This window comes from Streptomyces sp. NPDC026522 (assembly GCF_055567555.1).
In genome coordinates, this window is sequence record NZ_JBVHQF010000001.1 from 149,845 (window position 1) to 163,567 (window position 13,723).

Here is a 13,723-nt window from a genome sequence, read left to right on the forward strand (position 1 = left end):
ACCGGCCCGGCCGGCAGCAGCCGCGGATCACTGCTCGCGCAACGGCACCGAGACGTACGAGGGATCGGTGCGCGGTGAGGAGAAGGTCAGCTGCGCGCCGGCCGGGTTGTGTTCGATGTACAGCGGGTCCACGGTGTCGATGACGACGGCGAGCCGGTGGCCCGCGGGCACGTCGTAGGCGGTGGAGAAGAGGTCCAGGTCCACGCCGAACGACTGGCCGGGCGTCTTCCCGTGGAAGGAGTACGGGGCGTTGGTGACCAGCTTGCCGACCCCCAGCGGGCCGACGTCGTACAGGTAGGCGACGAAGGTGCCGTCCCCCGCGGTGGGGGTGACGGTGGTGTGCAGTCCCACGGTGCCGCGCACCCGCCGGTCGGCCGCGTAGCGCTCGGACTGCCAGACGGCGGCGAAGGCGCGGGGGAGCAGCGGGATCGAAGCGGCCGGGGGCGCCTTGGCGAGCTGGTCGAGGACGCTGGAGAGGAAGACGATCCCGCCGTCGGCGCCGGAGTCGACGTTCGCCCAGACGTGCTCGGTGTCCTGGAGGGCGAGCTTCTCGGTGCCGCCCGCGCCGACCGACTTCCAGGTCGGGTAGCCCTCGTAGCCGCTGTCGGTACGGGACTTGATCTGGACCGGGGCCTCGGTGTCGACGCCGTTGCGCTCGCCCTTGAGGTAGCGGTCGAACCAGCGGTGGGCGTTGGTCCAGGTGTCGTTGGGGAGCCCGAACAGGCCGGTGGCCTCGGCGGTGGCGTGGTCGCCGGGGCGGAACTCCAGGCGCTTGGGGCCGGTCAGCTTCTCGAAGAAATCCGCGTACTGGTTGGGCGGGAAGATGGTGTCGCCCCAGGCGTTGCCCATCATGACGGCGGGGCCGTTGGCGTTGATCCGGTCGACCTGGTAGGCCGCCGAGCGCGCCTTGCCCCATTCGATCATCTGTGGCTCGCGGTCCAGCCGGGAGCCGAGGAAGTCGCCGAGGATGCCCTGGAGTTCGGGTCCGGGGCGGCCGGTGAGGTAGCCGGCGGCGCCGAGCAGTCCGGCGGCCTGGAGGTGCTGGGTGCGGCCGGAGTAGATGGACCGGACGATGTCGGCCCAACCGCTGAGCGCGACCACCGCCTTGATGCGCGGGTCGGAAGCAGCGGCCAGCAGGCTGATGCCGGCCCCGTACGAGACTCCGCCCAGGCCGATGTGCTGGGCGTCGGCGGGGGTGTGGGCGAGCGCCCAGTCGATGACGGCGGAGACGTCGGCGACGTCGGGCGGCCCCGCGACCTCGATCTGGCCTCCGGAGAGCCAGAAGCCGCGCGAGGTGTAACTGACCACCACATAGCCGGAGTCGGCCAGCTGTTTGGCCTGGGCGATGTATTCGATCTGCGGCAGGCCCCAGCTGGTGGGGAGCACGATCAGCGGGTATGTCCGGCCGCTCCGGGCGCCGGCCGGGGTGAAGACGTTGCCCTTGAGGGTGATCCCGCCCGAGCCCGGGACGTCGTAGAAGCGCAGTTCCGACGAGGAAGCGGATGAGGTGTCGGAGGCGTTGGCGGTGGCTGCGTCCACGGCCGCCGCCTGGGCCCGATGGGGGGCCAGGCCCAGGGCGGCTGCGGCCAGCAGGGCCGCCACGGCTGCTGCGGTGCTGATGGTGCGGGGCATCGATGCTCCTCGCGTACGCCGGTGACAAAGTGTGCCGACGGTAACGGGAGCGACTTACCGTGGGTAACCCGTGAGTAAGTTACGTACGGGTAACGATTGACTTCATGTCAACAGCGGGCCCGGGATACCCTCGGTCCGGATCAGCGACGAAGTGGGGGACCCTGATGGACCGGTACACCGACACGAGCGGCCGGTGACGGCCACCGGAGCGGAGCGGCTCACCGAACGCCCCGGCAGTGCGCCTCCCGCGAGCACGCCCCGGAAGTCCTCGGTGCGGCGCAGCGGCGCGCTCATGGCGGCCGGCTCGATCGTCTCCCGCGCCACCGGCTTCGTCCGCTCCGCCGTCGTCCTGGCGGCCCTGGGCACCCAGATCCGCGGCGACAGCTACGCCGTCGCCAACACCGTCCCCAACATCATCTACATGCTGCTGATCGGCGGCGCGCTCAATGCCGTGTTCGTGCCCGAGCTGGTCCGGGCCGCCCGGGAGCACCCGGACGGCGGGACGGCGTACACCGACCGGCTGCTCACCGCGTGCACCGCGGCGCTCCTCGCGCTGACCGCCGCAGCCGTCCTGGCCGCCCCGGCGGTCATCTCGGCGTACACCCCCGCCGCGTACACGCCGGCCGAGGTGGACAGCACCGTGGCCCTGGCCCGGTTCTGCCTCCCGCAGATATTCTTCTACGGGATGTTCACCCTGCTCGGGCAGGTGCTGAACGCCCGCGGCAGGTTCGGCGCGATGATGTGGACCCCGGTCCTCAACAACCTCGTGGTCACCGCCGTGTTCGGGCTCTTCCTCACCTTCTCGCACACCGGCGCCCACGGCTTCACCTCCGGCGAGACCCGGCTGTTCGGCATCGGCACCACCGCGGGCATCGTGGTGCAGGCCCTCGCCCTGGTCCCGTCCCTGCGCTCCGCCGGCTTCCGGTGGCGGCCGCGCTTCGACTGGCGCGGCAGCGGCCTCGCCCGCCCCCTGCGCAACGCCGGCTGGCTGGTCCTGCTGGTCCTCAGCAACCAGTTCGCCTACTGGGTCGTGACCCGGCTCTCCACCACCGCCGGGAAACTCGCCGACCACGCGGGGGTCGCGGGCGGTGCCGGCTACGTCGCCTACACCAACGCCTACCAGTTGTGGATCGTCCCGCAGGGCATCGTCACCGTCTCGCTGATCACCGCCCTGATGCCCCGGATGAGTTCGGCCGCGGCCTCGGGCGACCTCCGCGCCGTCCGCCGCGACGTCTCCTACGCCCTGCGTACCGGCGCCGCGCTCATCGTGCCCGCCGCCGCACTGTTCGCGGCGCTCGCGCCCTGGCTCACGGCCTGCGTCTTCCAGTACGGCGAGGTCAAGGCCGCCGACGCCGAGGTGATGGCCGGGATACTCGTGGCCTTCGCGCCCGGCCTGATCGCCTTCTGCGCCCAGTACGTCCTCTCGCGCGGCTTCTACGCGCTCTCCGACACCCGGACCCCGTTCCTGCTGAACCTCGTCATCGTCGCCCTGAACGCCGGACTCTCCTACGCGGCCTACGAAGTCCTCCCGCCGCGCTGGGTCGTGACCGGCATGGCCGCCGCCTCCTCGGTCGCCTTCACGGCGGGCGCCGCGGTCACCGCGTACGCCCTCGCCCGGCGGCTCGGCCCGCGCGCCCCGGCCGGTACCCGGCGCCGCGCCACGGCGGTGGGCACCCACCTGCGGCTGCTGGCCGCCTGCGGGCCCGCGGCCGCCGCCGCCCACGCCGCCGCCCGCGCCTGCGCGGGAGCCGGCCGGTTCGCCGCCACCGGCGCCGGGACCGCGGTCCTCGTCCTCGGCGTCCTCCTGCTGGCCAAGCCGCTGCGCCTGACGGAACTCACCCGCCTGACGGCGTCCTTGCGCCGCAAGCTGCCCGGCCGGTAGCCGCGCCCCCTTGCGGGGACAGGGGCGCGGGCGCCACCGTGGCTGCCATGACCGACGCCCCGGCGCCCGGCGCCGACGACGTCCCCGACGTCTTCGACCCCCGCCTCTACGCCGCGGGCATCCCGCACGAGCGCTACCGGCTCCTGCGCGAGCGGCACCCGGTGGCCTGGCAGCCCGAACCGGAGGTCCTGGGCTGGCCCGCCGGCCCCGGGTTCTGGGCCGTCACCCGGCACGCCGCCACCGTACGGGTCCTGCGCGACCACGCCACGTACTCCTCCTGGCTGGGCGCCACCCAGATCCGCGACCCGGACCCGGCCGACCTGCCGTTCCTGCGGCGCGCCATGCTCAACCAGGACCCTTCGCCCAGGCCCTGCGGACTCGGGGAGACCCCGGCCGGGCACGGCAGGCTGCGTCGGCTCGTCGCCCGCGCCTTCACCCCCGCCCGCGTCGACGCCTTCGCCGCCCGGGTGCGCGAACGCGCCCGTACGCTGCTGCGCGCGGCCCGCGACGGGGCCGTGGACGGCGCCGCCGACATCGTCGCCGCCGTCACCGACGAGTACGCGCTGCTCAATCTGACCGACCTGCTGGGCGTCCCGGCGGCCGACCGGGGGCTGCTGCTGGAGTGGACCGTACGGATCATCGGCTACCAGGACCCCGAGGACGCGCCCGCGCCCCCGCTCGGCCCCGACGGAAAGCCCCTCAACCCCCGCTCGCCGGCCCTGCTGGGCGAGATGTTCGACTACGCCCGCGAGCTGGCCGCCGTCAAGCGGGCGCACCCCGGCGAGGACGTGATGACGACCCTCGCCGAGGCCGGACTGGCCCCGGGGGAGCTGGAGATGTTCTTCTTCCTGCTCACCGTCGCGGGCAACGACACCGTACGCAGCGCCGCGCCCGGCGGCCTGCTCGCCCTGGCCGGCTCCCCGGACGCCTACCGGCGCCTCGCGCGCGGCCGGGTGCCGGTGCAGCGGGCCGTGGAGGAACTCCTGCGCGTCCACCCGCCGGTGCTCAGCTTCCGCCGGACCGCGGCCGTCGACACCGTGCTCGCCGGGCAGCCGATCCGGGCCGGCGACAAGGTGGTGGTCTTCCACGCCTCCGCCAACCACGACGAGCGCGTCTTCGCCGCCCCGGGCCGCCTCGACCTCGGCCGGTCGCCCAATCCGCACGTGTCCTTCGGCGACGGCCCGCACGTCTGCCTCGGCGCCCACTTCGCCCGGCTCCAGCTGCGCGCCCTCTACGAGGAGTGGCGCGACCTCATGCCGGCTCCCGAACCGGCGGGCCCGCCGCGCAGGCTGGTCTCCAACTTCATCAACGGGATCACACGGCTGCCGCTGCGGGTGTCCGGGCCGTGCGGGTGACGTCGGCCAGCAGCTCGACCACGTCCGGTCCGTAGGCGTCCGAGTTGATCACTTTCAACACCACGCAGAAGGAGTCGCCGCCGTACTTGCGGGCCAGCGCCTCGTGGTGACGGGCCAGGTACCGCGCCCCCGCCTGGTTGCTGATCGCGGTCTGCCCGGAGATCAGGAACACCGGCCGGGTCCCCGGGCCGGTCGTCAGCCGGGCCAGCAGCACGTGGTCCACCTGCCCCTTGGCCCAGCGGAACGTCTCCTCGCCGACCCGGATCGCCCCCCGGTCGGGCCCCGGCTCGGTGGACACGTCGACCCGCACGCCCGGCAGCATCGAGGCCAGGTGCGCGGCCGTGCGCGCGTTGGAGACGGGCCCTCCCACACAGAACTCCGCGCGCTCGCCGAAGCCCTGGCGGGCCGAGTCGTGCGGAATGATCTGCAGGTTCGCCCCACAGTCCTTGATCAGCGCGGATATCTCCAGCAGGGCGAAGGCGTCGTTGCGGTGCACCGACCCCTCCGTGCCGCCCATCTGCCGGTTGACCACGAACACGCAGTCCGAGCCGGTGGGAAGGCCGAAGAAGGCCTGCTTGCGGCGGAGTTTGCGGCGCCACAGGTACGTCCGGGAGAACCAGCCGAAACCGCCGCTGATGGCGGTGGCCACCACCCCGAGCACGATGTTGCGCACGTCGTCGTTCATGGCGCGGATGTTAACCCGCCCCAGGCGGTCCTGACGTGGGGGGTGCGGTGAAGCTACAGTGCCGGACCGGGCCCGTCACAGGGGATCTGACGGGCTGTCGACTGGAGGTACGGATGCGTCGTCCCGCCGCACGTCAGTTCGCGCTCGTCGCCCTCGCCGGGGCGCTGGTGTCCACCGGCGCCGCCGCCCCGCCCTCCGCGGCGGCCGGTGCTCCCGCGAAGGTCCCGGTGGCCGTCGGCTACGGCGGGGCCGTCGCCAGCGTCGACGCCGACGCCTCGGCGGCCGGCATCGAGGTGCTCCGGTCGGGCGGCAACGCCGTGGACGCGGCGGTCGCCACCGCCGCCGCGCTCGGGGTCACCGAGCCGTACTCCGCCGGGGTCGGCGGGGGCGGCTACTTCGTCTACTACGACGCCGCCTCCCGCCGGGTGCAGACCATCGACGGCCGCGAGACCGCCCCGGCGACCGCGACCGCCACCCTGTTCCAGGAGAACGGCGTCCCCATCCCGTTCGCCGAGGGCCAGACCAGCGGCCGCGGCGTCGGCGTCCCCGGTACCCCGGCGACCTGGCAGAGCGCGCTCGACTCCTGGGGCACCCGGCCGCTGGGCCGGCTCCTGGAGCCCGCCGAGAAGCTGGCCCGGGGCGGCTTCACCGTCGACGCCACCTTCCGGGCGCAGACCGAGCTCAACCAGGACCGCTTCAAGGACTTCCCGGACACCGCCAAGCTGTTCCTGCCGGGCGGGGCGCTGCCCGTGGTCGGCTCCACCTTCAAGAACCCGGACCTGGCCGCCACGTACGCCGAACTCGGCCGCAAGGGCACCGGAGCCCTCTACCGGGGCCCGCTCGCCGAGGACATCGTCCGCGCCGTCCGCAAGCCCCCGGTGAGCCCGGCCGCCACCCGCACCGTCCGCCCGGGCGACCTGACCACCGGGGACCTGCGGGCGTACGCGACCAAGCGCCAGGCCCCCACACAGGTGCGCTACCGGGGCCTGGACGTCTACAGCATGGCCCCCTCCTCCTCCGGCGGCACCACCGTCGGCGAGGCGCTGAACATCCTGGAGGGCACCGACCTCGGCGGGCTGACCGAGGCGCAGTACCTGCACCGCTACATCGAGGCGTCCCGGATCTCCTTCGCCGACCGGGGCCGCTGGGTCGGCGACCCGGCCGCCGAGCAGGTCCCCACCCGCGAGCTGCTCTCCCAGCGGTACGCCGACAGCCGCGCCTGCCTGATCCGGCCGGACCGGGCGCTGACCAGCCCGCTCGCCCCCGGCGACCCGCGCGACCCGCAGCCGTGCGCCACCACCGGCCAGGCCGCGCCCACCACGTACGAGGGCGAGAACACCACCCACCTCACGGTCGCCGACCGCTGGGGCAACGTGGTCTCCTACACCCTGACCATCGAATCCACCGGCGGCAGCGCCATCACCGTCCCGGGCCGCGGCTTCCTGCTCAACAACGAGCTGACCGACTTCTCCTTCGCCCCCGCCGCCCCCGGCGTCCCGGACCCGAACCTGCCCGGCCCCGGCAAGCGGCCGCGCTCGTCGATGGCGCCGACGATCGTCCTGGAACACGGCCGCCCGGTCCTCGCCGTGGGCTCCCCGGGGGGTGCCACGATCATCACCACCGTGCTCCAGACCCTGCTCGGGCACCTGGACCGGGGCCTGCCGCTGGTCGATGCCATCGCCGCGCCGCGGGCCAGCCAGCGCAACCAGAGCGCCACGGAGCTGGAGCCGGGACTGTGGGACAGCCCGGTCCGGGGCCAGCTGGAGGCGCTCGGCCACGTCTTCCGGCAGAACCCGGAGATCGGCGCCGCCACCGGGGTCCAGCGGCTCCCGGACGGCCGCTGGCTGGCGGCGGCCGAGACCAGCCGCCGGGGCGGGGGATCGGCGATGGTCGTACACCCGCACGGGCGTCCGTAGAGGCCCTAAGGTCGGGGCATGACCGTTGAGGAGCTCGGCCGGGGCAAGTACGTCAGTCTGACCACCTTCCGCAAGGACGGCACCCCCGTCGCCACGCCCGTCTGGGCGGTGGCCGACGGGGGCGAGCTGTACGTGTGGACGCGCAGTGATTCGTGGAAGGTCAAGCGGATCCGCAACGACGGGCGGGTCACCGTGACCGCCTGCGACGTGCGCGGCCGGGTACCGGAGGGCGCGGTCGCCGTCGAGGGGCGGGCGCGGCTGCTGGACGAAGCGGGGCTGCGGCGGGTGCGCAAGCTGATGTCACGCAAGTACAGCTGGCAGTTCTGGGCGGTGGACCTGCCGGCCGCGCTGGTGCGGCGGGGCAAGCGGCCGCACACCGGCATCGCCGTCAAGCTTTGAGATTCCCGTAGCCCGCCCGTAACACGGGTGGGGTGCAATGCGGGGATGGAGACGGCGACCTCGCTGCTGACCGGTCAACTCGCGCAGTACTTACGCGGGTTGACGCGGAGACTGGATCCCGGGGCGGGCTGGTACGGGGAGTTCCTGCGGCGGGACCCGGAGGGGATGCGGGCCTGTCTGGAGGGGGCCGCGATACCGCCCTGGGACGTGCTGGCGTCGCTGCTGCTGGACGGGGCGGCCGCGGCGGGGGAGGTGGAGTACGCGGCCCGGCTCCGGGACGCGGCGGCCGCCGCGTGGGACCGGGCGCCGGGCGGTGCGGGGGAGCTGCGGGAACTGCTGGCGCGGGCCGCGGAGCAGCGGGCGGCGTCGGAGGCGGCCCTGGCGGTCCTGACGGAGCGGTTGGCCGCGGCCACGGACCCGGCGCGGGTGCGGGCGCTGACGCGCGAGCTGTCCTGGGTCCAGGACGACACGGCCCGCGCCCACGCCCGCCACGCGGACCTGACGAGCCGCCTCGCCGCCCTGTCGGCTGGCCTGCCCCGGCCACGGCGGGACGGCGGCCCGGAATCCGGGCACGAGTACCCGCCGTCCCCGTCGCGGACGGGTACACCGGAGTCCCGCCGCCCGGACCTGAAGGCCGGAGCCGCCGGCCGGGATGACCCGCCGACGCCGTCGTGGGCCGACGGGCCGGAATCCCGTCGCCCGCCGACCGGCCCCGCGGCGCAGCCGCCGGAGTCGCTCTCGCGGTTGGCGGAGCCCGAGCACGCGGCCCCGACGCCCGGGCCCGTGTCGCAGCCGCCTGAGGGCCGGCCAGGGGATCCGGGGTCTGCCCTGTCGGCGCCGGAGCGCCCGTCGGCCGGCCCGGTGTCGCAGCCGCCCGGGGCGCTCCCGGTGTTACCGGGGTCCCGGTACGAGGGCCCGGCGCCGGATCCCTGGCGGGCGGGCCCGCCGGGCGGCCCCGCGGCGCAGCCGCCGGAGGCGTTGCCGGAGTTCCGGTACGGGGGGCCGGGGGCCGCGTCCTTGGCGCAGGAGGCTGAATTGCGGCCGGAGGGCCCGTCGGCCGGCCCGGTGTCGCAACGGCCGGACGAGCCCTCGCTGTTGGCGGGCCCCTGGCTGGAGGACCCGGCGGGCGGGCCCGTGGCGCAGGCGCCTGAGGCCTGGCCGGGGGATCCGGGGGCTGGTCTGTCCGGGCCGGAGGGTGTCGGTTGGCCGGAGGGCCCGTCGGCCGGCCCGGTGTCGCAACGGCCGGACGAGCCCTCGCGGTTGGCGGGGCCCTGGCGGGAAGTCCCGGCGGATCCGCCCGGGGCGCGGGCGGCTGCGGGCCGGCCGGGGGAGGACGGGGCGGAGTTGCTGGGCGGGGTGCCCGGGCAGCGGGGTGGGGGGCCCGTGGGGCGGGCCGAGGGGCGGTGGTTGCGGGGCGGGCGCCGCGGCGGGGGCGCCCGGTACGCGGGGGCGCCGGCCGAGGCGGCGCCGCCCTCGCTGCCCGACGAAGCCCCGCGGGCCCCCGAAGCCGCCCCGCGCGGCGCCCGGTTCGCCCTCGCCCCGGCGAAGCCAGCGGCGGCGGCCCCTCCGACGGCGCCCCCGGCGCAGCCCGCCCCGGCGGCACCCGAGGTGTCCCGGGCCGTGGCCCGGTTGGTCGGGCTGCGGGCCCAGGGCCACGGTGGCGAGGCGCACGCGCTGCTCTGCGAGGCCACCGGATGGCCCGCCCCGCTGCTCCCGGAGTTCGCCGCCGAACTGGACCGCGCCGGGCTCGGCGCGGACCGGGCCACCCTGCTCTGGGAGGCCGCCTCGCTCCCGCCCGACCGGCTCGCCGCCGCCGCGGCCGCCCTCGGCGAGGCCGGCCGGGACGGCGACTGCGTCGCGCTGCTGCGCCAGGCCGCCGCCCGCCCCACCGCCGAGATCGCCGAGGCGGCCGGCCTCCTCGGCGCGGCCGGCCGTGACCGGGAGGCCGACGCCCTGCTCGCCGCCTTCGTCCGGCTGCGCACCGCCGACGAGGCCGCCGCTCTGGCCCGGCGGGACCCCCACTGGTTCGCCCCCCGCCTGCTCCGCGCGGCCGCCGCGCTCGCCGGCGGCAAACACCGCGACCTGTCCCACGCCCTCCGCGTCGCGGGGATCCCGCTGCCCTGAACCGCCCGCCGCCTGATCGCAAACGATCACGTATCGACGTAACGTGATCGACTACTCCAAGACCGCACGGCGCTCTTGCCCCGCGCTGTGACGCGGCCTACGTTCTACTCCCTACGGACACCGTCTACGTGCGTAGAAGTCGGCGTTCCCGTCGCGAGGAGGCAGCTCATGGCCCAAGTCGTCCGCGCCGCGCTGGTCCAGGCCACCTGGACCGGAGACACCGAGTCGATGATCGCCAAGCACGAGGAGCACGCCCGCCGGGCCGCTGCCGAGGGCGCGAAGATCATCGGCTTCCAGGAGGTGTTCAACGCGCCCTACTTCTGCCAGGTCCAGGAACCCGAGCACTACCGCTGGGCCGAGGCCGTCCCCGACGGCCCCACCGTCCGCAGGATGCAGGACCTGGCCCGCGAGACCGGCATGGTGATCGTCGTCCCGGTCTTCGAGCTGGAGTCCGAGGGCTTCTACTACAACACCGCCGCCGTCATCGACGCCGACGGCAGCTACCTCGGGAAGTACCGCAAGCACCACATCCCGCAGGTCAAGGGCTTCTGGGAGAAGTACTACTTCCGCCCGGGCAACCTCGGCTGGCCCGTCTTCGACACCGCCGTCGGCCGCGTCGGCGTCTACATCTGCTACGACCGGCACTTCCCCGAAGGCTGGCGCCAGCTGGGGCTCGCCGGAGCCCAGCTGGTCTACAACCCCTCCGCCACCCACCGCGGTCTCTCCGCCTACCTCTGGCAGCTGGAACAGCCCGCCGCGGCCGTCGCGAACGAGTACTTCATCGCGGCCATCAACCGCATCGGGCAGGAGGAGTACGGCGACAACGACTTCTACGGCTCCAGCTACTTCGTCGACCCCCGCGGCCAGTTCGTCGGCGAGCCGGCGAGCGACAAGGAGGAGGAACTCCTCGTCCGCGACCTCGACTTCGACCTGATCAAGGAAGTCCGCGACCAGTGGGCCTTCTACCGCGACCGCCGCCCCGACGCCTACGGAGGACTGGTACAGCCGTGAGCAACCCGATCCCCCTGCACAGCCGCCACCGCGCCGTCCTGCCGGACTGGCTCACGCTCTACTACGAGCGCCCCGTCGAGCTCACCCACGGCGAGGGCCGCCACGTCTGGGACGCCGAAGGCAACCGCTACCTCGACTTCTTCGGCGGCATCCTCACCACGATGACCGCCCACGCCCTGCCCGAGGTCACCAAGGCCGTCTCCGAACAGGCCGGCCGGATCATCCACTCCTCCACCCTGTACCTGAACCGGCCGATGGTCGAGCTGGCCGAACGGGTCGCCGCGCTCTCCGGCATCCCCGACGCCCGGGTCTTCTTCACCACCTCCGGCACCGAGGCCAACGACACCGCCCTGCTGCTCGCGACGACGTACCGCCGCTCGAACCAGATCCTGGCGATGCGCAACAGCTACCACGGCCGGTCGTTCTCGACCGTCTCCATCACCGGCAACCGGGGCTGGTCCCCGACCAGCCTCTCGCCGCTCCAGACGTACTACGTCCACGGCGCGGTCCGCACCCGGGGCCCCTTCGCCCACCTCGGAGACGCCGATTTCACCGCGGCCGCGGTCGCCGACCTGGAAGACGTACTGGGCCAGGCCCGGGGCGGGGTGGCCGCGCTCATCGCCGAACCCATCCAGGGCGTCGGCGGGTTCACCTCCCCGCCCGACGGCCTCTACGGCGCGTTCCGCGAGGTCCTCGACCGGCACGGCATCCTGTGGATCAGCGACGAGGTGCAGACCGGCTGGGGCCGCACCGGCGAGCACTTCTGGGGCTGGCAGGCGCACGCCCAGAACGGCCCGCCGGACATCCTCACCTTCGCCAAGGGCATCGGCAACGGCATGTCCATCGGCGGGGTCGTGGCCCGCCCCGAGGTGATGAACTGCCTCGACTCGAACTCCATCTCCACCTTCGGCGGCTCCCCGGTCACCATGGCGGCCGGCGTCGCGAACCTCGGCTACCTGCTGGAGCACGACCTCCAGGGCAACGCCCGCCGCGTCGGCGGCCTGCTGCTGGAGCGGCTGCGGGCCATCGCCGCCGCCGTGCCCGCCGTACGGGAGGTACGCGGCCGGGGCCTGATGGCCGCCCTGGAGCTGACGAAGCCGGGCACCGACCGGGCCGACCCCGAAGCGGCCGCCGCCGTACTGGAGGCAGCCCGCGCCGGAGGCCTGCTGCTCGGCAAGGGCGGCGGGTACAACACCAGCGTGCTGCGCATCGCGCCGCCGCTCTCCCTCACCGTCGCGGAGGCGGAAGAGGGCGCCGAGATCCTCGAACAGGCCCTGCGCGGCCTGAACCAGTAGCGAGGGACACGTACATGAACACCCGCACCCTGATCCGCGGCGGACTCGTCGTCACGGCCGCCGACGAACTGCACGCGGACGTCCTGATCGAGAACGGCCGGGTCGCCGCCCTCGCGGCCCACGGCTCGCAGGCCGCCGACGGCTGGACGGCGGACACCACGATCGACGCGAGCGGGAAGTACGTCATCCCCGGCGGCGTCGACGCCCACACCCACATGGAGCTGCCCTTCGGCGGCACCGCCGCCTCGGACACCTTCGAGACGGGCACCCGGGCCGCCGCCTGGGGCGGCACCACCACCATCGTCGACTTCGCCGTGCAGAGCGTGGGCCGCTCCCTGCGCGCCGGGCTCGACACCTGGTACGACAAGGCCGACGGCCGGTGCGCGATCGACTACGCCTTCCACATGATCCTCTCCGACGTCAACGAGGGCACCCTCAAGGAGATGGACCACCTCGTCGGCGAGGGCGTCACGTCCTTCAAACTGTTCATGGCCTACCCGGGCGTCTTCTACAGCGACGACGGGCAGATCCTGCGGGCGATGCAACGGGCCTCCGGCAACGGCGGGCTGATCATGATGCACGCCGAGAACGGCATCGCGATCGACGTCCTCGTCGAACAGGCCCTGGCGCGCGGGGAGACCGACCCCCGCCACCACGGAGAGGTCCGCAAGGTGCTCCTCGAAGCCGAGGCCACGCACCGGGCCATCCAGCTGGCCCGGGTGGCCGGCTCGCCGCTGTACGTGGTCCACGTCTCGGCCGAGGAGGCGGTCGCGGAACTCGCCGCGGCCCGGGACAAGGGGCTGCCCGTCTTCGGGGAGACCTGCCCGCAGTACCTGTTCCTGTCCACCGACAACCTCGCGGAGCCCGACTTCCAGGGCGCCAAGTACGTCTGCTCCACCCCGCTGCGGCCGCGCGAGCACCAGGCGGCGCTGTGGCGGGGCCTGCGTACCAACGACCTCCAGGTGGTCTCCACCGACCACTGCCCGTTCTGCTTCCGCGGCCAGAAGGAGCTCGGCCGCGGCGACTTCTCCAAGATCCCCAACGGTCTGCCCGGTGTGGAGAACCGGATGGACCTCCTCCACCAGGCCGTTCTGGACGGGCACATCACCCGCCGCCGCTGGATCGAGATCGCCTGCGCGACCCCGGCCCGGATGTTCGGCCTCTACCCCCAGAAGGGCACCATCGCGCCGGGCTCCGACGCCGACATCGTCCTCTACGATCCGCACGCCGAGCAGGTCATCTCCGCCGAGACGCACCACATGAACGTGGACTACTCGGCGTACGAGGGCAAGCGGATCACCGGACGCGTCGACACGGTCCTCTCGCGCGGCGAACTCGTCATCGACCGGCGCGAGTACACCGGCCGGGCCGGTCACGGGGCCTTCGTCCCCCGCTCGACCTGCCAGTACCTGTAAGGAGCCGTG

At 74.1% G+C, this 13,723-nt stretch carries 10 protein-coding genes; 8 read left to right on the forward strand and 2 right to left on the reverse strand.

What is annotated here, in order from left to right:
* Nucleotides 1–27: 27 nt before the first annotated feature.
* Nucleotides 28–1,632: a CocE/NonD family hydrolase gene (locus tag ACZ4M3_RS00625; RefSeq protein WP_467728849.1), complete on the reverse strand. Its 1,605-nt coding sequence runs from the start codon at nt 1,630–1,632 to the stop codon at nt 28–30.
* Nucleotides 1,633–1,825: 193 nt separating this feature from the next.
* Here ACZ4M3_RS00625 and murJ point away from each other — a divergent pair, with 193 nt between their 5' ends.
* The gene (gene murJ, locus ACZ4M3_RS00630) at nt 1,826–3,514 is read left to right on the forward strand and encodes a murein biosynthesis integral membrane protein MurJ (protein ID WP_467728851.1); all 1,689 of its coding nucleotides are present in this window, start codon (nt 1,826–1,828) and stop codon (nt 3,512–3,514) included.
* A gap of 47 nt (nt 3,515–3,561) precedes the next feature.
* Nucleotides 3,562–4,869: a cytochrome P450 gene (locus tag ACZ4M3_RS00635; protein WP_467728853.1), complete on the forward strand. Its 1,308-nt coding sequence runs from the start codon at nt 3,562–3,564 to the stop codon at nt 4,867–4,869.
* Here ACZ4M3_RS00635 and ACZ4M3_RS00640 read toward each other — a convergent pair.
* Entirely contained in the window at nt 4,829–5,554 is a 726-nt protein-coding gene (locus ACZ4M3_RS00640) for a hypothetical protein (RefSeq protein WP_467728855.1), read from the reverse strand. The genes ACZ4M3_RS00635 and ACZ4M3_RS00640 overlap by 41 nt on opposite strands.
* 113 nt (nt 5,555–5,667) lie before the next feature.
* On the opposite strand from ACZ4M3_RS00640, the gene ggt reads away from it, so the two are divergent.
* The 6 genes from ggt (at nt 5,668) to hydA (ending at nt 13,714) form a co-directional block, all read left to right on the forward strand.
* Nucleotides 5,668–7,470: a gamma-glutamyltransferase gene (gene ggt / locus ACZ4M3_RS00645; RefSeq protein WP_467728856.1), complete on the forward strand. Its 1,803-nt coding sequence runs from the start codon at nt 5,668–5,670 to the stop codon at nt 7,468–7,470.
* Nucleotides 7,471–7,488: 18 nt separating this feature from the next.
* The gene (locus ACZ4M3_RS00650; RefSeq protein ID WP_467728857.1) at nt 7,489–7,869 is read left to right on the forward strand and encodes a PPOX class F420-dependent oxidoreductase; all 381 of its coding nucleotides are present in this window, start codon (nt 7,489–7,491) and stop codon (nt 7,867–7,869) included.
* A 1,383-nt stretch (nt 7,870–9,252) separates the two neighbouring features.
* Nucleotides 9,253–9,993: a hypothetical protein gene (locus ACZ4M3_RS00655; RefSeq protein ID WP_467728858.1), complete on the forward strand. Its 741-nt coding sequence runs from the start codon at nt 9,253–9,255 to the stop codon at nt 9,991–9,993.
* A 168-nt stretch (nt 9,994–10,161) separates the two neighbouring features.
* A complete protein-coding gene (locus ACZ4M3_RS00660; RefSeq protein WP_467728859.1) occupies nt 10,162–11,004 on the forward strand; it encodes a nitrilase-related carbon-nitrogen hydrolase in 843 nt (280 codons plus the stop codon).
* Nucleotides 11,001–12,299 (forward strand): aspartate aminotransferase family protein, encoded by a 1,299-nt coding sequence (locus tag ACZ4M3_RS00665; protein WP_467728861.1) that lies wholly within the window; start codon nt 11,001–11,003, stop codon nt 12,297–12,299. Before ACZ4M3_RS00660 ends, ACZ4M3_RS00665 begins: the two co-directional genes overlap by 4 nt.
* 14 nt (nt 12,300–12,313) lie before the next feature.
* Complete coding sequence (gene hydA / locus ACZ4M3_RS00670) at nt 12,314–13,714, forward strand: dihydropyrimidinase (protein WP_467728863.1); 1,401 nt, start codon at nt 12,314–12,316, stop codon at nt 13,712–13,714.
* Nucleotides 13,715–13,723 lie beyond the last annotated feature (9 nt).